At 61.0% G+C, this 26,612-nt stretch carries 23 protein-coding genes and 4 tRNA genes; 10 read left to right on the forward strand and 17 right to left on the reverse strand.

Going from position 1 to position 26,612, the window contains the following annotated elements; all coding sequences use genetic code 11:
- Positions 1-26 precede the first annotated feature (26 nt).
- Entirely contained in the window at positions 27-680 is a 654-nt protein-coding gene (locus ACVWVP_RS08845; protein ID WP_178922100.1) for an HAD family hydrolase, read from the forward strand.
- A 144-nt stretch (positions 681-824) separates the two neighbouring features.
- On the opposite strand, the gene ACVWVP_RS08850 is transcribed toward ACVWVP_RS08845, so the two are convergent.
- Positions 825-1,787, reverse strand: a complete 963-nt coding sequence (locus ACVWVP_RS08850; protein WP_178922104.1) for a zinc-binding dehydrogenase — start codon at positions 1,785-1,787, stop codon at positions 825-827.
- Positions 1,788-1,925: 138 nt separating this feature from the next.
- Between ACVWVP_RS08850 and ACVWVP_RS08855 the strand changes: the two genes are divergently transcribed.
- Complete coding sequence (locus ACVWVP_RS08855; RefSeq protein ID WP_178922106.1) at positions 1,926-4,007, forward strand: carboxy terminal-processing peptidase; 2,082 nt, start codon at positions 1,926-1,928, stop codon at positions 4,005-4,007.
- 118 nt (positions 4,008-4,125) lie between these two features.
- Entirely contained in the window at positions 4,126-5,895 is a 1,770-nt protein-coding gene (locus tag ACVWVP_RS08860) for a bifunctional diguanylate cyclase/phosphodiesterase (protein WP_457405328.1), read from the forward strand.
- Here the strand turns inward: ACVWVP_RS08860 and ACVWVP_RS08865 are convergent.
- The 4 genes from ACVWVP_RS08865 to ACVWVP_RS08880 all read right to left on the reverse strand — a co-directional run bounded on the left by ACVWVP_RS08865 (position 5,892) and on the right by ACVWVP_RS08880 (position 8,295).
- Positions 5,892-6,263, reverse strand: a complete 372-nt coding sequence (locus ACVWVP_RS08865; RefSeq protein WP_005786715.1) for a hypothetical protein — start codon at positions 6,261-6,263, stop codon at positions 5,892-5,894. The two genes, ACVWVP_RS08860 and ACVWVP_RS08865, sit on opposite strands and share 4 nt — an antisense overlap.
- Positions 6,260-6,598: a helix-turn-helix domain-containing protein gene (locus ACVWVP_RS08870; RefSeq protein WP_457405330.1), complete on the reverse strand. Its 339-nt coding sequence runs from the start codon at positions 6,596-6,598 to the stop codon at positions 6,260-6,262. Before ACVWVP_RS08870 ends, ACVWVP_RS08865 begins: the two co-directional genes overlap by 4 nt.
- 96 nt (positions 6,599-6,694) lie before the next feature.
- A complete protein-coding gene (locus ACVWVP_RS08875; protein ID WP_178922112.1) occupies positions 6,695-7,150 on the reverse strand; it encodes a YkvA family protein in 456 nt (151 codons plus the stop codon).
- A 404-nt stretch (positions 7,151-7,554) separates the two neighbouring features.
- Positions 7,555-8,295, reverse strand: coding sequence for an FKBP-type peptidyl-prolyl cis-trans isomerase (locus tag ACVWVP_RS08880; RefSeq protein WP_176996429.1), 741 nt, complete (start codon positions 8,293-8,295; stop codon positions 7,555-7,557).
- A 247-nt stretch (positions 8,296-8,542) separates the two neighbouring features.
- Here ACVWVP_RS08880 and ACVWVP_RS08885 point away from each other — a divergent pair, with 247 nt between their 5' ends.
- Positions 8,543-10,354 carry a di-heme-cytochrome C peroxidase gene (locus ACVWVP_RS08885; RefSeq protein ID WP_457405332.1) on the forward strand — a complete coding sequence of 604 codons (1,812 nt, stop codon included), beginning with the start codon at positions 8,543-8,545 and terminating at the stop codon, positions 10,352-10,354.
- Complete coding sequence (locus ACVWVP_RS08890; protein WP_178922116.1) at positions 10,351-11,514, forward strand: catalase family protein; 1,164 nt, start codon at positions 10,351-10,353, stop codon at positions 11,512-11,514. The genes ACVWVP_RS08885 and ACVWVP_RS08890 overlap by 4 nt, the downstream gene beginning before the upstream one ends.
- Before the next feature lie 513 nt (positions 11,515-12,027).
- Here the strand turns inward: ACVWVP_RS08890 and ACVWVP_RS08895 are convergent.
- The 4 genes from ACVWVP_RS08895 to ACVWVP_RS08910 all read right to left on the reverse strand — a co-directional run bounded on the left by ACVWVP_RS08895 (position 12,028) and on the right by ACVWVP_RS08910 (position 12,547).
- Positions 12,028-12,104: transfer RNA gene (locus ACVWVP_RS08895), tRNA-Asp, on the reverse strand.
- 19 nt (positions 12,105-12,123) lie between these two features.
- Positions 12,124-12,199 (reverse strand) — tRNA-Val (locus tag ACVWVP_RS08900).
- Between the two features lie 176 nt (positions 12,200-12,375).
- Positions 12,376-12,452: transfer RNA gene (locus ACVWVP_RS08905), tRNA-Asp, on the reverse strand.
- Positions 12,453-12,471: 19 nt separating this feature from the next.
- Positions 12,472-12,547, reverse strand: a tRNA-Val gene (locus tag ACVWVP_RS08910).
- Between the two features lie 159 nt (positions 12,548-12,706).
- On the opposite strand from ACVWVP_RS08910, the gene rdgC reads away from it, so the two are divergent.
- The 3 genes from rdgC (at position 12,707) to sugE (ending at position 15,167) form a co-directional block, all read left to right on the forward strand.
- Positions 12,707-13,627, forward strand: a complete 921-nt coding sequence (rdgC, locus tag ACVWVP_RS08915; protein WP_010211632.1) for a recombination-associated protein RdgC — start codon at positions 12,707-12,709, stop codon at positions 13,625-13,627.
- 153 nt (positions 13,628-13,780) lie between these two features.
- Complete coding sequence (locus ACVWVP_RS08920; RefSeq protein WP_176996438.1) at positions 13,781-14,740, forward strand: bile acid:sodium symporter family protein; 960 nt, start codon at positions 13,781-13,783, stop codon at positions 14,738-14,740.
- Positions 14,741-14,852: 112 nt separating this feature from the next.
- Positions 14,853-15,167: a quaternary ammonium compound efflux SMR transporter SugE gene (gene sugE, locus ACVWVP_RS08925; RefSeq protein ID WP_017136389.1), complete on the forward strand. Its 315-nt coding sequence runs from the start codon at positions 14,853-14,855 to the stop codon at positions 15,165-15,167.
- 102 nt (positions 15,168-15,269) lie between these two features.
- Here sugE and ACVWVP_RS08930 read toward each other — a convergent pair whose 3' ends face one another.
- From ACVWVP_RS08930 to ACVWVP_RS08945, 4 genes are all read right to left on the reverse strand, one after another.
- The gene (locus ACVWVP_RS08930) at positions 15,270-17,138 is read right to left on the reverse strand and encodes an MFS transporter (RefSeq protein ID WP_259173222.1); all 1,869 of its coding nucleotides are present in this window, start codon (positions 17,136-17,138) and stop codon (positions 15,270-15,272) included.
- A 67-nt stretch (positions 17,139-17,205) separates the two neighbouring features.
- Positions 17,206-18,354 (reverse strand): TDT family transporter, encoded by a 1,149-nt coding sequence (locus ACVWVP_RS08935; protein WP_457405335.1) that lies wholly within the window; start codon positions 18,352-18,354, stop codon positions 17,206-17,208.
- A gap of 107 nt (positions 18,355-18,461) precedes the next feature.
- Entirely contained in the window at positions 18,462-18,773 is a 312-nt protein-coding gene (locus tag ACVWVP_RS08940) for a cupin domain-containing protein (RefSeq protein WP_176996441.1), read from the reverse strand.
- Between the two features lie 43 nt (positions 18,774-18,816).
- A complete protein-coding gene (locus ACVWVP_RS08945) occupies positions 18,817-20,010 on the reverse strand; it encodes an MFS transporter (protein WP_457405339.1) in 1,194 nt (397 codons plus the stop codon).
- Positions 20,011-20,101: 91 nt separating this feature from the next.
- Here ACVWVP_RS08945 and ACVWVP_RS08950 point away from each other — a divergent pair, with 91 nt between their 5' ends.
- Positions 20,102-20,641: a TetR/AcrR family transcriptional regulator gene (locus ACVWVP_RS08950; protein ID WP_259173225.1), complete on the forward strand. Its 540-nt coding sequence runs from the start codon at positions 20,102-20,104 to the stop codon at positions 20,639-20,641.
- Positions 20,642-20,776: 135 nt separating this feature from the next.
- On the opposite strand, the gene ACVWVP_RS08955 is transcribed toward ACVWVP_RS08950, so the two are convergent.
- From ACVWVP_RS08955 to ACVWVP_RS08970, 4 genes are all read right to left on the reverse strand, one after another.
- Positions 20,777-21,556 (reverse strand): ABC transporter permease, encoded by a 780-nt coding sequence (locus ACVWVP_RS08955; RefSeq protein WP_178921870.1) that lies wholly within the window; start codon positions 21,554-21,556, stop codon positions 20,777-20,779.
- Positions 21,553-22,485, reverse strand: coding sequence for an ABC transporter ATP-binding protein (locus tag ACVWVP_RS08960; protein WP_176996445.1), 933 nt, complete (start codon positions 22,483-22,485; stop codon positions 21,553-21,555). The genes ACVWVP_RS08955 and ACVWVP_RS08960 overlap by 4 nt, the downstream gene beginning before the upstream one ends.
- A gap of 133 nt (positions 22,486-22,618) precedes the next feature.
- Positions 22,619-23,236 carry a glutathione S-transferase family protein gene (locus tag ACVWVP_RS08965; RefSeq protein ID WP_178921871.1) on the reverse strand — a complete coding sequence of 206 codons (618 nt, stop codon included), beginning with the start codon at positions 23,234-23,236 and terminating at the stop codon, positions 22,619-22,621.
- Between the two features lie 56 nt (positions 23,237-23,292).
- The gene (locus tag ACVWVP_RS08970; RefSeq protein ID WP_178921873.1) at positions 23,293-23,952 is read right to left on the reverse strand and encodes a transglutaminase-like domain-containing protein; all 660 of its coding nucleotides are present in this window, start codon (positions 23,950-23,952) and stop codon (positions 23,293-23,295) included.
- A 191-nt stretch (positions 23,953-24,143) separates the two neighbouring features.
- On the opposite strand from ACVWVP_RS08970, the gene ACVWVP_RS08975 reads away from it, so the two are divergent.
- Complete coding sequence (locus ACVWVP_RS08975) at positions 24,144-26,591, forward strand: acyl-CoA dehydrogenase (protein ID WP_457405342.1); 2,448 nt, start codon at positions 24,144-24,146, stop codon at positions 26,589-26,591.
- Positions 26,592-26,612 lie beyond the last annotated feature (21 nt).

Consider the following 26,612-nt stretch of genomic DNA (forward strand, 5'->3'; position numbering starts at 1 on the left):
AACGATTGATTGAGAGAGCGTGACCGATGGCATTGGTAATTTTTGATCTGGACGACACCCTCATCCACGGTGACTGCGCCACCCTGTGGAGCGAGCAGATGGGCCGCCTGGGCTGGGTCGACCGCGAGTCGTTCATGCGCAAGAACAACGAACTGATGGACGCCTACAGCCAGGGCAAGCTGCTGATGGAAGATTTCATGACCTTCAGCCTGGAGCCGATGATTGGCCGCACACCGGAAGAAATCGAACACCTGGTGGAGCCGTGGGTCGAGGACGTGATCGAGCCGCTGATCTACAGCGACGCCACCAAGACCATCGCCCGCCACCGGGCCAATGGCGACCGGATCCTGGTGATTTCGGCGTCGGGCACGCATTTGGTCAAGCCGATTGCCGCGCGCATCGGCATCGATGAAGTACTGGGGATTGACCTGGAAATAAGCCATGGCGTGTACAGCGGCCAGACCGTGGGCGTGCTGACTTACCGTGAAGGCAAGATCACCCGCTTGCTGGAATGGCTGGAACAGGAAGGTGAGACGTTGGAGGGCGCGTATTTCTATTCGGATTCGCGCAATGACCTGCCATTGCTGAGCAAGGTGGAGTACCCACAGGTGGTGAACCCGGATCCGGTACTGCGTGCCCATGCCGAACAAGAAGGCTGGCCAATCCACCACTGGATCTGATCACACCCTGCTGAATTGAAAACCCAATCAACTGTGGGAGCTGGCTTGCCCGCGATAGCGGTCTATCAGTGAAGAATTCTTCATCTGACAGACCGCTATCGCGGGCAAGCCAGCTCCCACATTGATCGCATTCCAATTTAAAGATCAGGTCAGCGTCTCATCGATCACCAACACCAGTTTCCCTGAAATCTGGTTGGTCGCCAGCTCCGCAAACGCCGCCTCGGCGTCCTTGATCGGGAAGGTCTTGGCCAATTGCGGGCTCAGGCGTCCTTCGACAAACAGCGGCCACACGTGCTGGCTGAGGTCACTGAACAAGTCGGCCTTGAACTGATCGCTGCGGCTGCGCAGGGTCGAGCCCAGCAGTTGCACACGCTTGCCCAGCACCTGGGCCAGGTCCAGCTTGGCCTCGCGGCCGCCCATCAGGCCGATCAGCACCCAACGACCGTCGAGGGCCAGCAGCTTGAGGTCCAGCGCCGCATAGTCACCGCCGACCGGGTCGAGGATCACATCGAACGGCCCGAAATCCCGCAAACTTTCGATGCCGTCGGTACGCACCACACCGCCCTGGGCGCCCAGCGCTTCGCAGTAAGCCAGCCGGTCTGCCGAGCCGACACTGACCCAGCACGGGCTGCCAAACACCTTGCACAGCTGGATCGCCGCCGAACCCACGCCACTGGCGCCGGCATGCAACAACACCTTCTCACCAGGCTTGAGCCCCGCCAGCTGGAACAGGTTGAGCCACGCGGTGCTATACACCTCAGGCAGCGCCGCCGCTTCGACCAGCGACAAGCCCTCCGGCACCGGCAGTACGTGGCGTGCGTCCACCACCACCTCTTCGGCCATGCCACCCCCCGCCAACAGCGCGCACACGCGGTCGCCGACCTGCCAGGACGAACCCGGGCCGACTTCGCTGATCACCCCGGAACACTCCAGGCCCAACACGTGGCTCGCGCCCGGGGGCGGCGGATAGAGCCCCGCACGCTGTAATAAATCGGCGCGATTGAGGCCCGCAGCCGCCACACGAATGCGAACTTGGCCTACATCGCAGGTAGGACGGGGTTCATCCAACCACTCCACGTGACCGTCAACGCCTTGCAATGCTTTCACAGTGCCTCCATAGTGAGTCTGGACTGAGCCCGTAGCTGTAGCGCCGGGCTTTTTGCATTATGCGACCGGACCATATGGAACCGGCTCCCTCAAAGACGGCCTAATATGCGTTATCAATTGCCCCCGCGTCGAATCAGCATGAAGCATTTGTTCCCAAGCACCGCCCTCGCTCTTTTCATTGGTCTCGGCTTCGCGTCGATGTCGACCAATACGTTCGCAGCCAACAGCTGGGACAACCTTCAGCCGGATCGCGATGAGGTGATTGCCAGCCTTAACGTCGTCGAGTTGCTCAAGCGCCATCACTACAGCAAGCCGCCGCTGGACGACGCTCGCTCGGTGATCATCTACGACAGCTACCTCAAGCTGCTGGACCCGTCGCGCAGCTACTTCCTGGCCAGCGATATCGCTGAGTTCGACAAGTGGAAGACGCAGTTCGACGACTTCCTCAAGAGCGGCGACCTGCAGCCCGGCTTTACCATCTACAAGCGCTACCTGGACCGCGTGAAAGCGCGTCTGGACTTCGCGCTGGCCGAGCTGGACAAAGGCGTCGACAAGCTCGACTTCACCCAGAAGGAAACCCTTCTGGTGGACCGCAAGGACGCCCCCTGGCTGACCAGCACCGCCGCCCTCGACGACCTGTGGCGCAAACGCGTCAAGGACGAAGTGCTGCGCCTGAAGATCGCCGGCAAAGAGCCCAAGGCCATCCAGGAACTGCTGACCAAGCGCTACAAGAACCAGCTGGCGCGCCTGGACCAGACCCGTGCCGAAGACATCTTCCAGGCCTACATCAACACCTTCGCGATGTCCTACGACCCGCACACCAATTATCTGTCGCCAGATAACGCGGAAAATTTCGATATCAATATGAGTCTGTCGCTGGAAGGCATCGGTGCCGTCCTGCAAAGCGACAACGACCAAGTGAAGATTGTGCGCCTGGTGCCGGCAGGTCCGGCAGACAAGACCAAGCAAGTCGCGCCGGCTGACAAGATCATCGGCGTGGCCCAGGCCGACAAAGAGATGGTCGACGTGGTCGGCTGGCGCCTGGACGAAGTGGTCAAGCTGATCCGTGGGCCGAAAGGCAGCGTGGTGCGCCTGGAAGTGATTCCGCACACCAATGCGCCGAACGACCAGACCAGCAAGATCGTGTCGATCACCCGTGAAGCGGTGAAGCTCGAAGACCAGGCCGTGCAGAAGAAAGTCCTCAACCTCAAGCAGGATGGCAAGGACTACAAGCTGGGCGTGATTGAAATCCCGGCCTTCTACCTGGACTTCAAGGCCTTCCGCGCTGGCGACCCGGACTACAAGTCCACCACCCGCGACGTGAAGAAAATCCTGACTGAGCTGCAGAAGGAAAAAGTCGACGGCGTGGTCATCGACCTGCGCAACAACGGCGGCGGTTCCCTGCAAGAAGCCACCGAGCTGACCAGCCTGTTTATCGACAAGGGCCCGACCGTGTTGGTACGCAATGCTGACGGCCGTGTCGACGTGCTCGAAGACGAGAACCCGGGCGCCTTCTACAAAGGGCCGATGGCGTTGCTGGTCAACCGCCTTTCGGCCTCGGCCTCGGAGATTTTCGCCGGCGCCATGCAGGACTATCACCGTGCGCTGATCATCGGTGGCCAGACCTTCGGCAAAGGCACCGTGCAGACCATCCAGCCGCTGAACCATGGCGAGCTCAAGCTGACACTGGCCAAGTTCTACCGCGTTTCCGGGCAGAGCACCCAGCATCAGGGCGTACTGCCGGACATCGACTTCCCGTCGATCATCGACACCAAGGAAATCGGCGAGAGCGCCCTGCCCGAAGCCATGCCGTGGGACACTATCCGTCCTGCGATCAAGCCGGCGTCGGACCCGTTCAAACCGTTCCTGGCGCAGTTGAAGGCTGACCATGATGCGCGCTCCGCCAAGGATGCCGAGTTCGTGTTTATCCGCGACAAACTGGCGCTGGCCAAAAAGCTGATGGAAGAGAAAACCGTCAGCCTCAACGAAGCGGACCGTCGTGCGCAGCACACCTCCATCGAGAATCAGCAGCTTGTGCTGGAAAACACCCGCCGCAAGGCCAAGGGTGAAGACCCGCTCAAAGAGCTGAAGAAAGAAGACGAAGATGCACTGCCGGCCGAGCCGGAAAAAACCAAGCCGGAAGATGACGCCTACCTGGCGGAGACCGGTCGCATCCTGCTGGACTACCTCAAAATCTCCAAGCAGGTTGCCAAGCAGTAAATGATGGCAATTTAATGTGAACGCTCCCCGGAGTGTCATCATATAGACATCATTCTGTCGTGAAATGAAGGACCGCAGGCGTTAAGCCTGCGGTCCTTTTTTTTCGATCGAGATCGCCATGACCATGACCGAACAGCTGAAGGCCCTGAGCTCAATCCTGGCTCAAGGCAGTTTGCACAGCCTGTTCCAACCGATCATCTGCCTGTCCGAACGGCGCATCCTCGGCTACGAAGCCTTGAGCCGTGGCCCGTCCAACAGCCCACTGCACTCCCCCGTCGCGCTGTTCTCCGTGGCCAGCCATGCCGGGCGCCTCAGCGAGCTGGAAATCGCCTGCCGCGAGAGCGCGTGTCGACGCTTCAGCGAGCAGAAACTGCCGGGCAAGCTGTTCTTGAACATCTCGCCGGAATCCCTGATGGAAACGGCCCATCAACCGGGCCGCACGCTGCAATTGCTGCGTGACTTCGGCATTCCACCCAGCCAGGTGGTGATCGAGCTCACCGAACAGACACCGACCGACGATTTCGAGCTGCTGCAGACCGCCCTGCACCACTACCGTGACATGGGCTTTGCGATCGCACTGGATGACTTGGGCGCCGGGTATTCCAGCCTGCGCTTGTGGTCGGAACTGCGCCCGGATTACGTGAAGATCGACCGGCACTTTATCGACGGCATCCATCAGGATGCGCTCAAGCGCGAGTTTGTCGGCTCTATCCTGCAGATCGCCAAGGCGTCTCGCGCCCAGGTGATTGCCGAGGGTATCGAGTTGCCGGAGGAGTTGGCGGTGTTGACGGAAATGGGCGTCGACCTCGTTCAGGGCTACTTGCTCTGCCGTCCCCAGGAACACCCTCCGCAGGAAGTGCGGGCGATGCTGCCCAAGCCGGATAACGCCAACATCGCCCTCAGCGAAGAAGGCAGCGACCTCAGCGCCCTGCTCAACGAGCAACCGGCGGTTGACCAGGACACCGCCACCGCCCAGGTACTGGAATCGTTCCGCCGCCAGGCCAACCTAAACTCGCTGGCGGTGCTGGATGGGCGTGGCCACCCCGTAGGTATCGTGCACCGCCATTCGCTGTCTGACGCCCTGCTCAAGCCTTTTGCCACCGACCTGTTCGCGCGCAAGCCGATCAGCCGCCTGATGAGCGATGACTTTCTTGCCGTGGAGTTGAGCCAGTCGCTGCAACAAGTCAGCCGCCTGCTCACCAGCCGTGCACGGCAACGCATCGAAGAAGACTTCATCATCACCTTGAACGGCGATTACCTGGGCCTGGGCCGGGTGATTGACGTGCTCAAGCTGATCACCGAACTGAAGATCCAGCAGGCGCGCTACGCCAACCCGCTGACCTTGTTGCCCGGCAACGTACCGATCCAACAATGCCTCACGCGTTTGCTGCAACAACAGCGCGAGTCGGTGATCTGCTACGTGGATATCGACAGCTTCAAGCCGTTCAACGATATCTACGGCTATGGGCGTGGGGATGAAGTGTTGCTGTGCCTGGCGCAGTGCCTGAACGACCGGGTAGACCCCAGCCGCGACTTTGTCGGGCACATTGGCGGTGATGACTTTCTGCTGGTGCTGGGCCCGCAGGACTGGCGTAAGCGACTCAACCAGTTGCTGGATGACTTCCACACCCAATGCCGGCGGTTCTACCGCGCCGAACACCTCGATGCCGGTTGCTTCGTGGCATTGAACCGCCAGGGCGTGCGGCAGGAGTTTGCCCTGTTGTCGCTATCGATTGGCGTGGTGCACCTCTATCCACAGGCCTGTGGACAACTTGATGCCAGCCAATTGGCGGAGTTGGCCTCCCAGGCCAAGCACCATGCCAAGGACGTGGCCGGCTACAGCATCCATGTGATCGACAGCCTGAACATGCTGCCCCAGGCACTTTAAGCCTCGGCCGATTCCGGATACTCGTACTCGAACACCCGCACCACCTCCGAGGCGTGCCAGGACGCAGCGGCCACGCCATCGGAAGGCCCGCTGAAGCGCCCCAGGCGCTCCACACACTCAAAGAAGCCAGTACGCGGCAGGCGGCTGGCGCCCTGGCTGATCACCAGCGAGCTGCGCAGCGGCTGCTCGGCCTTGGCATCCAGCGCCGCCAGATGCTCCAGGGCGGCCGCCAGGGTTTGCATGGCCGGCGTGGGAAATTGCAGGCGCTCCAGCAGTGCACGGTAGGTCAGCAGATGGCGCTGGCGGCGCGCCTGGTCCAGTTCGTTGAGTAGCCCATCCCAGTGTTGACGGCTGATACGTAGGCTCAAGATTCATCCCTCCAACCTGCAACGCCCAATTCCCAGGCCAGGCTGCGGCGAATAGCGGCATCCGGCTGGCGCTCACCACTTTCAATCAATCCTAGATAGGAGGGGCTGATGCCCACGGTACGGGCCAAGGCTTCGATGGCCAGCCCCTTGGCTTCACGCAGGCCGCGCAGGTCTGCGAGCGGGCGCAAATCCCTGTCGGGAGCGGGGGTTACAGCGGGGGAAGAAGCCTGGGTGGGTATCGGTTGACCGGCGGCTTTTAGTAGCGCCTGGTACTGATCCCATGGCAACACCGCGTATTCGGGTTCGCCATTGCGTGAAATTATCTGAATATCCATGACTGCCCCGTAGGATAACAACACTTACTAAGTAAGTTCTTTCCTTAGAAGTGTAATCCTAACAGCCACAAAGGTCGCAGGGGGATAGCCGCGTTGTCAGTTTTTTTGCGGGTTCTCCTTTGCCAGCAGTGCCGGGGTCGCCGGCAAGCGTTCAACCACCGCCAGTTTTTCCGGACGCAGGGCATCGCGCCAGGCGCGAAACGCGCTCAGTTCGCCGTCCAGGGTCTTCATGACCCAGGCCAGCACCGCGATGTCGTCGAGCATGCCGAACACCGGGATGAAGTCCGGGATCGCATCAATCGGGCTCAAGAAATACATCAGCGCCGCCACCACCGAGATCAGCGCCTTGGGGCTGATCGCCCGGTACTCGCCGCGCCAGTAGGCCAGGCACAAGGCCTGGAGCAGCTTGAGATCGTCCTTGAGCTTGCCCAGCCGGTTACCCTGGCTTGAGCCTTTGGCGGCGACCGCGAACAGCAGGGTCGGCAGACGCCCACGCCCGAGCAGGCGCGCGGCCATGGGCAAAAAGCGGGTGAAATTGAAGGGTGCTTTCATCGTCACTCCCGTTCCAGGCGACATAAAATGTTATCCACACAAATTGTGGATAACCTTGTGAACAGAGCCGGTTTTTTCGGCTGAAAGCCACGATCTACAAGGCTTGCAGTCAGATCGGGCATTTTTTGCGCACATAAAAAAACCCAAGATTTCATTGACTTGGCGCTGATCTACGACTACCCGTGCTCGAGTCTTATATCAGACTGTTACCGGCCACGGACGTTCGTTTGGATCTGTAGTGAGCGGGCTTGCCCCGCGCCAGGGGCGACTCCGATCCAAATCCAGGGACTGCACCGCGGCGGTCACATTAGGGCAGAGTCGCCTCTGGCGCGGGGCAAGCCCGCTCACTACAGAAACGACAACGCCCCGTCGAAACGGGGCGTTGCGGGTGCTCAAGGCGCCTATTACTTCTTGGCGGCCGGGGCAGCAGGTGCTTCAGGAGCGTCAGCCTTGGCTGGGTCCTTGATGGCCAGCAGCTTCAGGTTGAACACCAGTACCGAGTTGGCAGGGATCGCCGGGCTCGGGCTCTGGGCACCGTAGGCCAGGTCAGACGGGATGTACAGTTCGGCTTCTTCACCAACGTGCATCAATTGCAGGCCTTCGACCCAACCTGGGATCACACCGCTGACCGGCAGGTCAATCGGGCTGCCACGGTCTTCGGAGCTGTCAAAGGTGGTGCCGTTGGTGAGCTTGCCGGTGTAGTGAACAGTCACGACGTCGGTTGGCTTAGGCTGCGCGCCATCGGATTTCTTCACGATCTTGTACTGCAGACCGGAAGCAGTGGTGACGACGCCGTCTTTCTTGGCGTTGTCTTCGAGGAATTTCTTGCCGGCCGCTGCCGACTCTTCGCTCATCTTGGTCATGCGTTCTTCAGCACGCTTTTGCAGTGCGGCAAACGCTTCAACCAGTTCTTCGTCTTTCAGCTTCTGTTCTTTCTTGCCGACGGCATCTTCGATGCCTTGGGCTACCGCTTTGGAGTCCAGGTCATCCATGCCTTCTTGAGCAAGGCTTTTGCCCATGTTCAGGCCGATGCCGTAGGAAGCTTTCTGCGCCGGGGTTTTCAGCTCTACGCTGGTCTGCGAATCACAACCCGCAAGTACCAGGCTAACCAGGGCCACCGCCGCCGCCAACCGATGCTGTTTCATGCTATTTCCTTGTTCATGCGCCAATAGGGCATTCGAATAAAGTCGCGAGCTTATCAGGCGGCCACGACCAATGGCTACCGGCATGTGAGCAGGAAACTTCCGATAAGTTCACGTGTTTAAAAGCATTTTCATTCATTATGGAGGCCCGCGACGGATCGCGGGACCACACGCCACCAGGCTCATGGCCACTTGCCGCACCTGTGACGTGATGGCATAACAACGCTACAACTCGACAAGGATAGTTATCTTGCGCATTTTTTCCCGTGTTTTACTCCTGATATTCATCCTGGTGGGCATCGCCCTGGCCGTGGTGCTCTATTACACCGTGAACCCCAGGCTCCCCGACTACGTGCCCGTGAAGCAGGTGCACTACCAGGATCAATGGAGCGCCGCCGACCGCCAGACCTACTACTTCACGCCCCAGGGCACCCAGGTAAAAGGCCTGCATTACGACTGGTTCACCGCCCTCGAACTGCCGTTTTCCGACGCGCGTTTTGCCACGCCGGAATACCTCGCACGCTTCGGTTTTTTGGTCGACCCCAAGCAAGTCCCTACCACGCAGAACCCCGGCAACCTGCCCGTCGGCTTCGCCCGGCACCAGAACGCCGGCAGCCCCGCCGAGTACCTTGATATCACCTGCGCCGCCTGCCATACCGGTGAGCTGCACTACAAAGACCAGGCCCTGCGCATCGACGGCGGCTCGGCCCAGCATGTGCTGCCTTCCAGCGTGCCGACCCTGCGCGGCGGCAGTTTTGGCCAGGCGCTGGTGGCCAGCCTTGCAGCCACCTATTACAACCCGTGGAAGTTCGAGCGTTTTGCACGCACGGTGCTCGGCGCAGGTTACGACGATGACAGCAAAAAACAGCTGCGCCAGGACTTCAAGCAATCGCTGAACCAGTTCCTCAAAGTCGCCTGGAACGACACCCACCGCGGCCTGTACCCCACCGAAGAAGGCCCGGGCCGCACCGACGCGTTTGGCCGCATCGCCAACGCCAGCTTCGGCGACGCCATTTCCCCGGACAACTACCGTGTCGCCAACGCGCCAGTGGACTACCCGCATTTGTGGGACATCTGGACCTTCGACTGGGTGCAGTGGAACGGCTCGGCCCAGCAGCCCATGGCGCGCAATATCGGTGAAGCCCTCGGCGTGGGCGCCACGCTGCAGTTCTTCGACGGCGCCGGCCAACCGTTGCAAGGCGATGCGCGCTACCCCTCCAGCGTTCGGGTACGTGACCTCAACCTGATCGAAGAAACCCTGCAACGCCTCAAGCCGCCGACCTGGCCCGAAGACTTGTTCGGTGCCATCGACAAGCCGCTGGCCGCTCAGGGTCGCGCCCTGTTCGCCGAGAACTGCGCCGGTTGCCACGTGCCTACCGTTACCCAGGAAAATGGCCGCCCGGTGCAGCAACTGAAAATGCTGCCAGTGGACTACATCGGCACCGACCCCGGCACCGCCAGCAACATTGCCGACCAACGCTATGACCTGAGCGCATTGCAGTGGGACCCGGCCGAATTGGCCAAGCTCAATGTCGAGCTGCACCCCACCCCGACCGAGCCGTTGGACCTGAAGAAAATGTCGGTGGCCAAGGGCCTCGCCTACGTCACCGCGTTCGTCGAAGACCACGCCTACCGCGCCGCCGGCGTGACCCCGGCCGAACGCCCGCGCCTGGACGGCTATGGCCTGCCCATCGGCGTGCGTGAACTGCGCGCCTACAAGGCCCGCCCGTTGGCGGGTGTCTGGGCGACCCCGCCGTTCCTGCACAACGGTTCGGTGCCGACGATCTACCAATTGCTCTCGCCCCAGGACGAGCGCAGCACCACCTTCTATAAAGGCACGTTCGACTACGACCCGCGCCACCTGGGCTTCCAGACCGCCGCGTTCAAGAACGCCTTCCTGTTCGACACCAAAATCACCGGCAACCACAACAGCGGCCATGAATTCCGCGCCGGCCAACGGGGCAACGGCGTCATCGGCCGTGGCCTGCTACCGCAGGAGCGCTGGGCGCTGCTGGAATACCTCAAAGTGCTGGGCGGCCCGCTGGAGCAACAACTGCCATGATTATCCGATCGCAATACAACGAACGCTCTCTTCTGGCCCGCCTCTGGCTGCGCCTGGGCCGGTTTCTCGGTAAAACCCTGCTGTGGCTGGTCGGCCTCGGGTTGCTTGGCTGGCTGGCCGCCACGGCCTGGTTTGCCTGGCAACACAGCGGCCCGGTGTCGCCCAACGAGCAGATCCCGGCCGGCGAAGCGGCGATGACCCAAGGCATCATCCAGACCGCTGTGCGCATCGTCGACCAGCACCGCGAGGGCACGCGCTACCTGCGTGATGCCCACGCCAAGGCCCATGGTTGCGTGAAGGCAGAAGTCAGTGTGCTGGCAGACCTCGACCCCGCATTGCGCCAGGGTGTGTTCGCCGAGCCAGGCAAGACCTGGCAAGCGATGATGCGGCTGTCCAACGGTAACGCCTACCCGCAATTCGACAGCATCCGCGATGCACGGGGCATGGCGATCAAGTTGCTCGATGTACCGGGCAAACAACTGATGGCCGACCAGCAAGCGCGCACGGAGCAGGACTTCGTGATGTTCAGCCACCCGAACTTCTTTGTCAGCGACGTGGCGGAGTACGCGCAAAACATCGGCGCCCAGGCCGACGGCAAGAAGGTCTTGGCGTTCTTCCCCAAGCTCGATCCACGCAGCTGGCAGGTGCGGCACTTGTTCATCGCCTTGGCAACCCTGGCCCCCGCGCCGGCCAGCCCGACGCAGACCACGTACTTTTCGGTTTCGCCCTACAAGTTCGGCACGGCCAATGCCAAGTTCCGTGTCGCGCCCGACCCACAAAGCTGCCCGGAGTACGTCCTGCCCAAACAGAACCAGGATCTGCCGAACTTCCTGCGCAGCGCCCTGAATCAACAGCTTTCCACCGACCGCGTGCCGGCGTGTTTCGTGCTGCAGATCCAACGGCAGAATCCGCAGAAATTCATGCCGATCGAAGACACCAGCATCGAATGGAAGGAAAGCGACGCGGCGTATGAAACCGTGGCCAAGGTGAAGATCCCGCCGCAGGATTTTGATACGCCAGCGCTGAACCTGGCGTGTGACAACCAGTCGTTCAACCCGTGGTTTGGCCTGCAAGCGCACCGCCCCATCGGCGGGATCAACCGCCTGCGTAAAGCGGTCTACGAAGCGGTCAGCGACTACCGTCACAGCCGTAATCTGTAGGAGCCGGTTTGCCGGCGATGGCGGTCAGTCAGAGACACCGCCATCGCTGGCAAACCAGCGCCTACACAGGCCGTCTGCGCTCATCCCGTAAAGAATGCGTATGGATCGCTCCACTCGCATAACGATTACGTCGTCTCGCTTGAGCAACCCAGCCCGCGCACTCTACCGTCACTTCCTACCCCAACACCCGTAGGAAATCATCGTGGAAAGTTCAACTTTAGGCATGGTCGTCCTGACAATGATTGCGCTCTTCGGCACCGCCGCATTTTGCTTCGAGCACCTGGCCACGCGCGCCGAAAAGAAAAAGAAGAGCAAATAAGCGGACCGTTCCAATCTGCACAACCCCAGCTTTCAAAGGGATACCCGGGCACCGGGAAGTGTGGGTGCGCATGGTGCAGGTGCAACGGAAACGGGAGGCGGCCCCGTAGGCAGAAAATCCGGGCAAAAAAAAGCCCGCTCAATGAGCGGGCTTCTTGTAGCGACCTGGCGTTCAGTGTTCCAGGTTGCCGAATATGGCGCAGCGGACGGGACTCGAACCCGCGACCCCCGGCGTGACAGGCCGGTATTCTAACCGACTGAACTACCGCTGCGCGTAACACGTGAAGCGAATGGTGGGTGATGACGGGATCGAACCGCCGACCCTCTGCTTGTAAGGCAGATGCTCTCCCAGCTGAGCTAATCACCCTTCGTTTCGGTGTGGGCGCATCATACACCAAAAAATCGTAATGTCTTGATTTAAATGCAATTTATTTAAAAAAAGTTTAAATCGCGATTTTTTGCCATATTTCGGACAAAGAAAAGCCCGCGATTAAGCGGGCTTTCTGTGGTGACCTGGCGTTCAGTGTTCCAGGTTACCGAATATGGCGCAGCGGACGGGACTCGAACCCGCGACCCCCGGCGTGACAGGCCGGTATTCTAACCGACTGAACTACCGCTGCGCGTAACACATGAAGCGAATGGTGGGTGATGACGGGATCGAACCGCCGACCCTCTGCTTGTAAGGCAGATGCTCTCCCAGCTGAGCTAATCACCCTTCGTTTCGGTGTGGCGCGCATTCTACGGAGCGACCTTGGGTCTGGCAAGCACTTTCTTAAATCTTTTTTTTGAGGCCTTCCAATGGCTTAGGCAGGGTTGGCCTGGGGCGCTATCAAGAGAATAATGCCCTCCTTTGTATAAAGGAGAGACTCACCCCATGTGGTTCAAGAACCTGCTTATCTATCGCCTGACCCAAGATCTGCCTGTTGATGCCGAGGCGTTGGAAGCGGCCATGGCCACCAAGCTGGCGCGCCCCTGTGCCAGCCAGGAGTTGACCACTTACGGTTTCGTCGCACCGTTTGGTAAAGGTGAAGACGCTCCCCTGGTTCACGTCAGCGGTGACTTCCTGCTGATCGCCGCCCGCAAGGAAGAACGCATCCTGCCGGGTAGCGTGGTGCGTGATGCACTGAAAGAGAAAGTCGAAGAAATCGAGGCCGAGCAGATGCGCAAGGTCTACAAGAAGGAACGCGACCAGATCAAGGACGAGATCATCCAGGCCTTCCTGCCGCGCGCCTTTATCCGTCGCTCGTCAACCTTCGCCGCCATCGCGCCGAAACAGGGCCTGATCCTGGTGAACTCGGCCAGCCCCAAGCGCGCCGAAGACCTGCTGTCGACCCTGCGTGAAGTAATCGGCACCCTGCCGGTTCGCCCACTCACCGTCAAAACCGCGCCAACCGCGATCATGACCGACTGGGTCACCACCCAGAAGCCGGCCGATGACTTCTTCGTCCTCGACGAATGCGAACTGCGCGACACCCACGAAGACGGCGGCATCGTGCGCTGCAAGCGCCAGGACCTGACCGGCGAAGAGATCCAGCTGCACCTGACCACCGGCAAGGTCGTGACCCAGCTGTCCCTGGCGTGGCAGGACAAGCTGTCCTTCATGCTCGACGACAAGATGACCGTCAAGCGCCTGAAGTTCGAAGACCTGCTGCAAGACCAGGCCGAACAGGACGGCGGCGACGAAGCCCTGGGCCAGTTGGATGCGAGCTTTACCCTGATGATGCTGACGTTCGGCGACTTCATCCCGGCGCTGGTTGAAGCGTTGGGCGGTGAAGAGACCCCGCAAGGGATCTAAGGCCTGCGGAGATCAAAATGTGGGAGCGGGCTTGCTCGCGAATGCGGTGCTTCAGTCACCAGATACATTGACTGGTCCACTGCATTCGCGAGCAAGCCCGCTCCCACATTTGATTGCATTCCACTTCCAGAAACCAATAACAAGGACATCCCCATGCGCGCACTCGCCGCCTTGAGCCGCTTCGTCGGCAATACCTTCGCCTACTGGGTGTTGATCTTTGCCGTGTTGGCGTTCCTCGAACCGGGCTGGTTCATCGGCCTCAAGGGCGCCATCGTGCCGCTGCTGGGCCTGGTGATGTTCGGCATGGGGCTGACCCTCAAACTCGAAGACTTCGCCGAGGTCGCCCGCCACCCGTGGCGCGTTGCCCTGGGCGTGGTCGCGCACTTCGTGATCATGCCCGGCGTGGCCTGGTTGCTGTGCCAGGCCTTCCACCTGCCGCCGGAAATTGCCGTCGGCGTGATCCTGGTCGGTTGCTGCCCAAGCGGCACCTCCTCCAACGTGATGACCTGGCTGGCCCGAGGCGACCTGGCGCTGTCGGTGGCCATCGCCGCCGTCACCACCCTCCTCGCCCCGCTGCTGACACCCGCACTGATCTGGCTGCTGGCCTCGGCCTGGCTGCCCGTTTCGTTCATGGAGCTGTTCTGGTCGATCCTGCAAGTGGTGCTGCTGCCCATCGTGCTCGGCGTGCTGGCGCAACGTTTGCTCGGCGAGCGCGTGCGCCATGCGGTGGAGGTCTTGCCGCTGGTGTCGGTGGTGAGCATCGTGATCATCGTCGCGGCGGTGGTTGCCGCGAGCCAGGCGAAGATCGCCGAGTCGGGCCTGTTGATCATGGCGGTGGTGATGCTGCACAACAGCTTTGGCTACCTGCTGGGTTATTTCACCGGCCGCCTGTTCGGTTTGCCGTTGGCGCAGCGCAAGTCGTTGGCGCTGGAAGTGGGCATGCAGAACTCCGGGCTGGGCGCCGCCTTGGCCAGTGCGCATTTTTCGCCGTTGGCGGCGGTGCCCAGTGCGCTGTTCAGCGTCTGGCACAACATTTCCGGGGCATTGCTCTCGACCTACTTCCGCCGCATGAGCGAAAAGGAAGACCGTCGCGCACTGGAAACCACGCCGTAAACTTGATCGTCCGATCAATATTCGGCACTCTACCGAGCTTCGCGGGGACGACCTCGCGACGCTCTCAAGCGCCTAATCCGGGGACGACCCCACGTCTGTAGAGAGGGTCATCATGTCCTGGATCATTCTGTTTTTTGCGGGTTTGTTTGAAGTCGGCTGGGCCGTAGGCCTGAAGTACACCGACGGTTTCAGCAAGCCTTTGCCCACTGCCCTGACCATTGCGGCCATGGCGATCAGCCTGGGTTTGCTGGGGCTGGCGATGAAGGAACTGCCGCTGGGCACGGCCTACGCGATCTGGACCGGCGTGGGTGCGGTGGGCACGGTGATCGCCGGGATTATCCTGTTCGGGGAATCCATGGCGCTGTTCCGGCTGGCCAGTGTGGCGTTGATCATTTGCGGGTTGGTAGGGCTCAAGATCAGCGCTTGAAGCACTACCGCCTTCGCGGGCAAGCCCGCTCCCACATTTGGAATGCATTTCAAATATGGGAGCGGGCTTGCCCGCGAAGGGGCCATCTCATTCAGCACGAACCTACCTGACGTTCCCCCGCAACCCGCCTACCGCCTCCTGCAATCGCGCGGGCGTCGGCCCGTCCACCGGCTCACCCGCCACCAACACCACCCGCGACCAGACCCGATGAAAGAACCCCTTCTTCGGATCGCGACTGAAGAAACTCCCCCACAACCCCTGCAGCGCCATCGGAATCACCGGCACCGCGGTCTCTTCCAGAATGCGCGTCACGCCACCACGAAATTCGTTCATCTCACCGTCGGTCGTCAGCTTGCCCTCCGGGAAGATGCACACCAACTCCCCTTCCTTCAGGTACTGCGCGATCCGCGTGAAAGCCTTTTCGTAGATCTGGATGTCTTCGTTGCGCCCCGCAATCGGAATCGCCCCGGCAGTGCGGAAGATAAAGTTCAGCACCGGCAAGCGGTAGATCTTGTAGTACATGACAAAGCGAATCGGCCGACGCACTGCGCCGCCAATCAACAGCGCATCGACAAACGACACGTGGTTGCACACCAGCAACGCGGCACCCTCATCCGGGATGGCTTCCAGGTTGCGATGCTCCACGCGGTACATGGAATGGCTGAGCAGCCAGATCATGAAACGCATGGTGAACTCGGGGACGATCTTGAAGATGTAGGTGTTGACCGCGATGTTGAGCAGCGACACCACCAGGAACAACTCGGGGATCGACAGCTTGGCCACGCTGAGGAGCAGGATCGACACGATGGCCGACACCACCATGAACAGGGCATTGAGGATGTTGTTGGCCGCGATCACCCGCGCCCGCTCGTTCTCGGCAGTGCGCGACTGGATCAACGCGTACAGCGGCACGATATAGAAGCCGCCGAACACCCCCAGGCCGAGGATATCGAACAACACCCACCAGGCCTGGCCGTAACCGAGCACGGCCAGCCAGTCATTGGCCTGCACGTTCTGCGGAAAACCACCCGAATGCCACCACAGCAACAGGCCGAACACGGTCAGGCCGAACGAGCCGAACGGCACCAGGCCGATTTCGACTTTGCGCCCGGAAAGCTTCTCGCACAGCATGGAACCCAAGGCGATGCCCACGGAGAACACCGTGAGGATCAGCGTCACCACGGTTTCGTCGCCGTACAGCCACTCTTTGGCGTACGCCGGGATCTGCGTCAGGTAGATCGCGCCGACAAACCAGAACCACGAGTTACCAACGATGGAACGCGAAACCGCCGGTGTCTGCCCCAGACCCAGGCGCAAGGTAGCCCAGGATTCGCTGAAGATGTTCCAGTTCAGGCGCAGCCCCGGAGTCGACGCCGCCGCCCGTGGAATGCTGCGACTGGCCAGGTAACCCAGCACCGCCACGCCGACGATTGCCACGGACACCACCGGTGCGTAATGGGTAGACGACATCATGATCCCGGCACCAATGGTGCCGGCCAGGATCGCCAGGAACGTGCCCATTTCCACCAGGCCGTTGCCGCCGACCAGCTCATCTTCATGCAGGGCCTGGGGCATGATCGAATATTTCACCGGGCCAAACAGCGCCGAGTGGGTGCCCATGGCGAACAGCGCCAGCAGCATCAACTCCAGGTGGTTGAACATGAACCCGGTCGCGCCCACGGCCATGATCACGATCTCGCCGATCTTGATCGCGCGGATCAACGCGTCCTTGTTGAATTTCTCGCCAAACTGCCCGGCCAGCGCCGAAAACAGAAAGAACGGCAGGATGAACAGCAGCGCGCACAGGTTGACCCAAATCGAGCGGTCACCGTCGATGGTGAGCTTGTAGAGGATGGCGAGGATCAGCGATTGCTTGAAGATGTTGTCGTTGAAGGCGCCCAGCAACTGGGTGACGAAAAACGGCAAGAAGCGCCGTGTGCGCAGCAAAGTGAATTGCGAGGGGTGGCTCATCGTCCATGTACCTGCGTGGCCTGTTGGGCTTTTATTAAAAACAGGCCACGACTTTACCTAATCCCGCTTACTTATTCCCTAGTCCTGCAATGCATGGGGAAACAAAAAGCTCACCTTTATAGGCACCCTGCACCGTGCGCTTGGCAACAATCAGCCACATCAGCGCCAAGGCCACCACCAGCACGCTGCCCATCACACTGAAGAAACCCAGGTGCAGCACGTTCGCCAGTTTCAGCGTCGCCAGGGCATACACCCCCAGCGGGAAGGTAAAGCCCCACCAGCCGAGGTTGAACGGGATACCGGCGCGCAGGTAACGCATGGTGATCAGTACGGCGATCAGCATCCACCATAAACCAAACCCCCACAGCGTGATGCCCGCCACCAGGCCCAGGCCGTTGGCCATCTCACCGACACCGGGCAAGCCATTGGCCGCAAAGATCGCCGGTGCGTCACCGCCAAGCAAGAGCATGCCAAGGGCGCCGGTGCCGATGGGGCCCAGGGCCAGCCAGCTGGAGGCGGCCATATTGGCGTGGGGCAATTTATGCAGGGCCATGCGCAGCATCAGGATGGTCAGGATGCTGAACGCCACCGGCAGCGAAAACGCCCACAACACGTAGCTGGTCACCAGCATCACCAGTTGCGAATGGGCGTCTGCCAAGTGCGGCGCGAGCAAGCCGCCGCTGGCGGCGGCCACTTCGGCGGCAACCACCGGCAACAGCCAGACGGCGGTCATCTGGTCGATGCTGTGCTCCTGGCGAGTGAACATCATGAACGGGATCAGCACGCCGCAGGCCAGGGCCATCGCCACGTCCAGCCACCAGATCACTTCGGCCAGGGCGATCACACTGTTGCCCCAGCGCGGCAGGCCGAACAGCAGCAAGCCATTAAGGATAGTCGCCAAACCCATCGGGATGGTGCCGAAGAACATCGAGACGGTGGAGTGCCCGAAAATCCGCCGCGCCTCGTGGAAGAACATCACCCAGCGGGCGGTGTACAGGGCGCTGAACAACACGAACAAGCCGATGGTGAACATCCACAGCGCTTCGGCAATGGCATGCAGGCCTGGCACGTTGACGGGCAACTGGGCCAAGGCCAACGCCAGTACACCGGTGCCCATGGTGGCGGCAAACCAGTTGGGGGTGAACTGGCGGATCACTTCCCGTGGTCGGGTCAGGTGACTGAAGGGTTTGTAGCGGAGGGTAGTCGAGCAGGTCATGGTGGTATTCCTCTTCCTCGCATGAGGTTGAGACCATCATAGAACCCTATCGAATATCTATATAACGGGTAATATCTCTATCTGTTATCTACTTTGCAGATATACGATCAAACGCTGCCTTCGCACTCAATCACCAGGATTCGCGCCGGGCCTTGTGGATGCGCCACATGCTCGGTGCCGACACTGGCGTAGAAGATATCCCCCACCGCCAGCTCTGCCACGTGCTCAAAGCCGTTATCGCGGTAATGCATGTGCACCCGGCCATCGAGCACCACGAAGACTTCTTCACCGTCGTTGATGTGCCAGCGATACGGCTGGTCGGTCCAGTGCAGACGGGTGGTGATGCCGTTCATGTTGGCGATGTCCAGCGCCTCCCAGGCACGGCTGCCGGTGAAGTCCTTGCTGCGGATGATCTTCATGCGTGAACCTCGATCAGGCGGTACGGGTGGCGATTATTACCCATCACGCGCCTGTCGTCGCCCTGGCCCGCGCCGAATCCTGCATCAGCAAGCCGCCCAAGGCACCGAGGGCTAGCACGATCAACACGGCGCCATAGCCGTCGGTGGTCACGATCAGGCCAAACACCCGGCTCAGGTTGCCGGCCAACAGCGCCGGCAGGCAGAACGCCAGGTAGCTCAGCACGTAGAACGCCGACATCAAGCCCGCCCGCTCATGGGGCAACGCCAACCCGACGATGCTGCGAATACTGCCCATGAAGCCGCCGCCAAAGCCAAAGCCCGCGATCACACTGGCGACAAAGAACAGCCACAGGCTGGCGCTCTGTACGGCGACCAACAGCAACGCCACGCCGACAGCCAGCAACAGCGCGGACAAGCGCATGACTTTGTCAGCCGGGTACTCGCGCAAACGGTAGATCATCACCGCGCCGCTCAAGGTCACCACCGCCACCAGGCCGCCGCCGATCAAGTGGGAGGTCGAACCCGTTGCCGCCCGCACCAGCGAAGGCGCCAGGGAAGAAAAGAACCCACCCAACGCCCACACCGCCACGTTCAGGGGCATCGCCAGCCACAACGCACGGCGGGCCTGCGCGGGCACATGCAGGGTCGGTGCGAGGGATTTCAAGGCCCCCGGGATACGGCTGACGGTTTCGGGCAAACGCCACACGTACAACGCCTGCAACACCATCAAGGCGAGCATCACCAGGTAGATGAGCTGGGTCGGGTGTGGCGCGAATTCCACCAGCAAGCCGCTGCCCAAGCCGCCACTGGCCATGCCCAGCAACGGCGCCAGGCTGTTGAGCATAGGGCCGCGCAGGCGGTCGGTGTCGAGCAATGTGGCGCTCAATACCGCCGTCGCCGTGCCGGTGGCGAAACCTTGCAGGGCGCGTGCAGCAATCAGGTAGGCGGTGCTGTCAGCGTTGATAAACAGCAGCATGGCCACGATATTGAGCAGCAAAGCGACGAAAATCACCGGCTTGCGCCCCAGGTAATCCGACAGCGAGCCCACGGTCAGCAGCGCCGCCAGCAGGCTCACGGCGTACACGCCGAAGATCACCGTCAGCATCGCCGCCGAAAAATGCAGATTGTCCTGATACACCTGATACAGCGGCGTCGGCGCACTGGAGGCGGCGAGAAAGGTCAACACCGTGACGACCAGAAACGCCAGGTTCGAACGGTTGGAAGTAGGACTGGACATCGGCACGCTCCGCTAAAGCTAACATTTTGCTTTTGCAGAGTGTGCTACCGGAAAGCGCTTAAAGCAAATTCTTTGTGTTAAGGTTTTAGGCATGGCTATTAAAGAAGGTCTTCGCCCGGGGGGCCGCAGTGCCCGGGTCCAGGAATCAGTGCACAACGCCACGCGCGAACTGCTGGAGGCTCACGAGCGCTCCAGCGTGACGGTGCCGATGATTGCTGCGCGCGCGGGCGTCACGCCCTCCACCATCTATCGACGTTGGGGCGACCTTTCCGTGTTGCTGGCGGATGTCGCCTTGGCACGCATGCGCCCGGACAGCGAGCCGGCCAATACCGGCAGCCTGCGTGGCGACCTGCAGGCCTGGGCCGAGCAATACCTGGATGAAATGAGTTCGGAGCCGGGGCGCAACATGATGCGTGACCTGCAGTGCATGATCACGCCCGGCTACTGTGTGAGCATCCTGAGCGGGCAGTTGCAGGCAATTGTCGATCGTTACCCGGACCCGACCCCGCCGAGCGTGGATCATTTGATCAACCTGCTCGCCGCGCCGACGGTGTTTCGCATCCTGTTCTCGACCGCACCGCTCTCGGTGCAAGAGCTGCACGCCCTGATCGAGCTAGCCCTCAAGAAATAAAGGCCTCACACAAAACCCATGTGGGAGCGGGCTTGCTCGCGAATGCGGTCAGTCAGTTGATACATTCATTGACTGATACACCGCATTCGCGAGCAAGCCCGCTCCCACATTTTTTGACCGTGTTGAGGTCAGTGCTTACGTGCGCATCCCACGCCCGCTCACCAGCAACTTGGCACAGCCGATATACAGCACCACGGTCGCGACCAGCATGAAGGTGATCGCCACGCTGATCTTGATGTCCGACACCCCCAGGATGCCGTAGCGGAAGGCGTTGACCATGTGCAGCACCGGGTTGGCCAGCGACACGGTTTGCCAGAACGGCGGCAACAGGGTGATGGAGTAGAACACCCCGCCCAGGTAGGTCAGCGGCGTCAGCACGAAGGTCGGGATGATCGAAATATCATCGAAGTTGCGTGCAAATACCGCGTTGATGAACCCCAGCAGCGAGAAGATCGTTGCCGTCAGCACCACCACCAGCAAGGTGACCCCCAAGTGATGCACCTGCAGGTGGGTGAAGAACAGCGACAGCAAGGTCACGATCACCCCCACCATCAGGCCGCGCAGCACACCGCCCAGGGTGTAGCCGATCAGGATGGTATGCGGCGATACCGGCGATACCATCAGTTCCTCGATGGAGCGCTGGAACTTGCTGCCGAAGAAGCTGGAAACCACGTTGCCGTAGGAGTTGGTGATCACCGACATCATGATCAGGCCCGGCACGATGTACTCCATGTAGGTGAAGCCACCCATGTCGCCGATCTGGCGACCGATGAGGTTACCGAAGATCACGAAGTACAAGACCATGGTGATCGCCGGCGGCAGCAAGGTCTGCGGCCAGATCCGGGTAAAGCGCTTCACTTCGCGGTAGACGATGGTTTGCAGCGCGACGATGTTGGGTTGCAGTTCGGAACTCATACCGCCACCTTCGCCAGATTTTTCTCCACCAGGGACACGAACAACTCCTCAAGGCGATTGGTTTTGTTACGCAGGCTCAGCACTTCGATGCTCTGGGCTGCCAGTTGAGTGAACAGCGCCGTGATACCCATGGCCTTGTCCACCTGGACTTCCAGGGTATGGCTGTCCACCAGGCGGCTCGGGTAGCCGAGCAGCTGCGGCGGCGCCGACAGGTTGTTCTTCAAGTCGAGCAGGAAGGTTTCCACATGCAACTGGCCCAGCAGGTTACGCATGCTGGTGTTCTCGACGATGGTGCCATGGTCGATGATGCCGATGTTGCGGCACAGCTGCTCAGCCTCTTCCAGGTAATGGGTGGTGAGGATGATGGTGATGCCCTTCTCGTTCAGCTCGGTGAGGAAGGTCCACATCGAACGGCGCAGCTCGATATCCACACCGGCCGTTGGTTCATCGAGGATCAGAAGGCGCGGCTCGTGCACCAGGGCGCGGGCAATCATCAGGCGCCGCTTCATGCCACCGGACAGTGAACGCGAAGGCACATCACGCTTGTCCCACAGGCCCAGCTGGGTCAGGTACTGCTCGGCGCGCTCCTTGGCGACTTTCGCCGGGATGCCGTAGTAACCGGCCTGGGTCACGACGATGTCGAAGGTCTTTTCAAACTGGTTGAAGTTGAACTCCTGGGGCACCACGCCGATGGAGCGCTTGAGCGCCGCCGGGGATTTGTCCAGGTCATGACCAAAGATATTCACCGTGCCGCTGGTCTTGTTGACCAGTGTCGAGAGGATACCGATGGTGGTGGATTTGCCGGCACCGTTGGGGCCGAGCAAGGCGAAGAAGTCACCTTCGGCAACGTCCAGATCGATACCACTCAGGGCCTGGAAACCGTTGCCGTAGGTTTTGGTTAGCTGCCGGATGGACAGAGCGGAACTCATATCGGATTACGCACCAAAGAAGGGAATTGGAAGAATAGATGAGGGCGCAGCGCGCGTATTCAACGGCGGCGCATGACAACCATGTTGGCTGCCCGCGCCGCACAAGTACAGTCACCTGTATTAATAGTCAGTATTAAGTCAACGCGGTCATGACCGCTTTGCGATAGGCCGGGCGCTGTTGCAGGCGCTGGTACCAGGCCTCCAAATGAGGCATCGACGGACGCTCGATGGGCATTTCAAACCAGGCGTAGGCAAAGCAGCCCAGGGGGATGTCGCCCATGCCGATCTCGTTGCCCGACAGATACGGCTGTGTGGCGAGGGCCTGGTCGACGGTCTTGAGCACATCGATGCAGGTTTGGCGCCCGGCGTTGATGCTGTCCCAGTTCTGCTTGTCGGCCGGGGTGCGCAGGATGCCCCAGAACACAATCTTGAACGGTTCGGCGAGGGTGGACGTGGTCCAGTCCATCCACTTTTCAGCGTTGGCACGCGCCTTCAAGTCGGTGGGGTACCAGTTGGAACCTTCCTTCGCGCAGAGGTAGCGCACGATGGTGTTGGACTCCCACAGCACAAAGTCGCCGTCTTCGATCATCGGCACCCGGCCATTGGGATTCAGTGCCCGGTATTGCGGGGTGTCGACCACACCAAAAGCCCCGCCCGCATCAATTGCCTCATAGTCCAGGCCGAGTTCCTCGGCGCACCAGAGTGCTTTCCTGACGTTTGATGAATTTTTACGACCCCAGATTTTCAGCATGACCGCGCCTTATCGTTGATGAACATGGCTTGATGAACGCAGCAGCATACGCCGGTTCACGCGCGGCTTAAATCGCTCTGCATGTCGCCCAGCAGCTCTGGCATGTCCTCGGCAAACAGGTGCGGGTAACACTGGCGGATATGGGCGAAGAAAAACGCCTCGGGCACGTCGGGAAACTGCCCGTGGTCCAGCACATATTCCATCGAGCGCTGGCCCTGGCGGTTGAACGCGTGGAACACGCTGTCATGCAGGCCATCGAACGCCAGCGGCGGCACGTCGAACAGTTCACACAGCTGGCTGTTGAACGCCGGGGTCGCCTTGACCCAGCGTCCGCGCAGGTACAGCTCGGTGTAGCCATGCATGGCGAACACATCGCTCTTGAGCAACGCGATCAGGCGCGGCGTCGACAGGTGGTTGCGCACGTCGGCCAGGCCGATGCGCGCCGGTATGCCGCAGTGGCGGGCACAGGCGGCGAGCAAGGTGGCCTTGGGCACGCAGTAGCTCTCACCGGTGGCGAGGGCGAAGCTGGCGTTGAGGGTGCCTGGGTCACGGCTGAAGGTGTACGGGTTATAGCGAATCGCCTCACGCACGGCGTAGTAGAGACTGACTGCCTGGTCACGCAAATCTGCGCTGGGACCGCGATGTTTTTCGGCGAACTCCACCACCGCAGGGTGGTCACTATCGATGAAGCGGCTGGGACTGAGGTACGTATCCATGGGCGTTATCTCCGAAGCAAGCCTGGAGTGTAACGACAGGTTTGCCCTGTAGATAACGACGATTCGGCCAAATGTCGGCGCCTGCCGACCGGTGCTTCCCGTACAACTCGTAACACCCCGATCACCGCGCTTTTTCGGATGCCGACTAAGCTCCTTGGTGGTTTCGCCCCTGGTTTCACGGAGGATTGAATATGCTGTTGTTGTGGATACTGGTTCTGGTGGTCGGCATTGCCTACCTGGCACACCGCCGCACCGCGCCGCTGCCCGCCCTGGGTGTGGTCGCCGTCTACCTGCTGGCGATGGGCGCCTGGAGCCACGCACCGGGTTGGCTGCTGCTGATCTTCTGGGTGTTGCTGGCGGCTGTCGCAGCACCGCTGCTGCTGCCGGACCTGCGCCGCCAATACTTCACCAAGCCGCTGTTCAGTTGGTTCCAGAAAGTCCTGCCGCCCATGTCCGAGACCGAGCGCGATGCCATCGACGCCGGCACCGTATGGTGGGATGGCGAGCTGTTCAGCGGTCGCCCCGACTGGGACAAATTGCTGGCCTACCCCAAGGCGCAACTGACCGAAGAAGAGCAGGCCTTTATCGACGGCCCCACCGAAGAACTCTGTGCCATGGTCAGCGACTGGGAAATCGGCCAGGCCATGGACCTGCCGCCCGCCGCTTGGGAGCACATCAAGACCCATGGCTTCTTCGCCCTGATCATTCCCAAGGAATATGGCGGCAAGGGTTTCTCCGCGTACGCCCACTCTCAAGTGGCCATGAAACTCGCCACCCGCAGCGGTGACCTGGCCTCCACCGTGATGGTGCCCAATTCCCTCGGCCCGGCCGAATTGCTGCTGCATTACGGCACCGACGAACAACGCAACCATTACCTGCCGCGCCTGGCCCGTGGTGACGATATCCCTTGCTTCGCGCTCACCGGCCCGCTGGCCGGCTCCGATGCCGGCGCCATGCCCGACACGGGTGTGATCTGCAAAGGTGAATGGGAAGGCAAGGAAACCCTCGGCCTGCGCCTGAACTGGGAAAAACGCTATATCACCCTTGGCCCGGTTGCGACCTTGTTGGGCCTGGCCTTCAAGGCCCATGACCCGGACCACCTGCTGGGCGAGGAAGAAGACCTGGGCATCAGCCTGGCTTTGATTCCTACCGACACCCCGGGCGTAGAAATCGGCCGCCGCCACCTGCCCCTGGGCGCCGCGTTCATGAACGGTCCCAACTCCGGCAAGGATGTGTTCATCCCGCTGGAGTTCCTGATCGGCGGCCAGGAGATGCTCGGCAAGGGCTGGATGATGTTGATGAACTGCCTGTCGGTCGGGCGTTCTATTTCGCTGCCTGCCGTCGGCACTGGCGCGGCCAAGTTCACCAGCCTGGTGACCGGCCAATACGCCCAGGTGCGCGAGCAGTTCAACGTACCGCTGTCGGCCTTCGAAGGTATCCAGGAAGCCCTGGCGCGCATCGGCGGCAACGCCTGGCTGATGGACAGCGCGCGCATGCTCACCGCCAATGCCGTGGACCTGGGTGAAAAACCCTCGGTGCTGTCGGCGATCCTCAAGTACCACCTCACCGAACGCGGCCGCGAATGCATCAGCCACGCCATGGACGTGCACGGCGGCAAGGGCATCATCATGGGCCCCAACAACTACTTGGGCCGCAACTGGCAAGGTGCGCCGATCTTCATCACCGTGGAAGGCGCGAATATCCTCTCGCGCAACCTGATGATCTTCGGCCAGGGCGCCATCCGTTGCCATCCGTTCGTGCTCAAGGAGATGGCCCTGGCCGGTCGTGAAGACCATGACCAGGCGTTGAAGGAGTTTGACGGCCTGTTGATGCAGCACATCGGCTTTGCCGTGAGCAATGCCGCCAGCACGCTGGTGCTGAACCTCGGCATCGGTCATTTCGAGAAAGCGCCGGGCAACCGCTTGAGCCAGGGTTACTTCCGTGCGCTGAACCGCCAGGCCGCCGCCTTCGCCCTGCTTGCCGACCTGAGCATGATGTTGCTGGGCGGCGAACTGAAGCGCCGCGAACGCCTGTCGGCGCGCCTGGGCGATGTGCTGAGCCACCTGTACCTGGCGTCGGCCGCGCTCAAGCGTTACCACGACCTGGATTCGCCGGACCATCTGGAGCCGCTGTTCACCTGGGCCATGGAAGAAAGCCTGGGCCAGTCGGAACGTGCGCTGGATGAACTGCTGAGCAACTTCCCGAACAAGGTGCTCGGTGGCCTGCTGCGGGTGATCGTGTTCCCGTTCGGCCGTCGCCACACCGGGCCGTCCGATGTGCTGGATGCCGAAGTGGCTGCGGTGATCGGCCGGGCCAAGGGCGACCCGACTCTCGAAGAATTGTTGGCCGGTTGCTACCGTCCACAATCGACGGACGATCCGGTGGGAGCCCTGCAACACGCGTACGACTTGCTTGGCGCCAGCCAACCCCTGCAGAAAAAACTGCACCAGGGCCTCAAGAGCGGCCAGGTCAAACCGGCGGCTGGCGAGCATGCCATCGATGCCGCGCTGCACGCTGGCGTGTTGCAACCGGCTGAAGCGCAGACCCTGCGTGACGCCGAAGCGGCACGACGCAAGGTGATCGACGTGGATGATTTCAGCAAGGAAGAGCTGACCCAGGCAGAAGGTAAAGTCCGCTGATCCCGGCGGTGATATAAAAAC

It is taken from the genome of Pseudomonas sp. TE24901 (assembly GCF_054058375.1).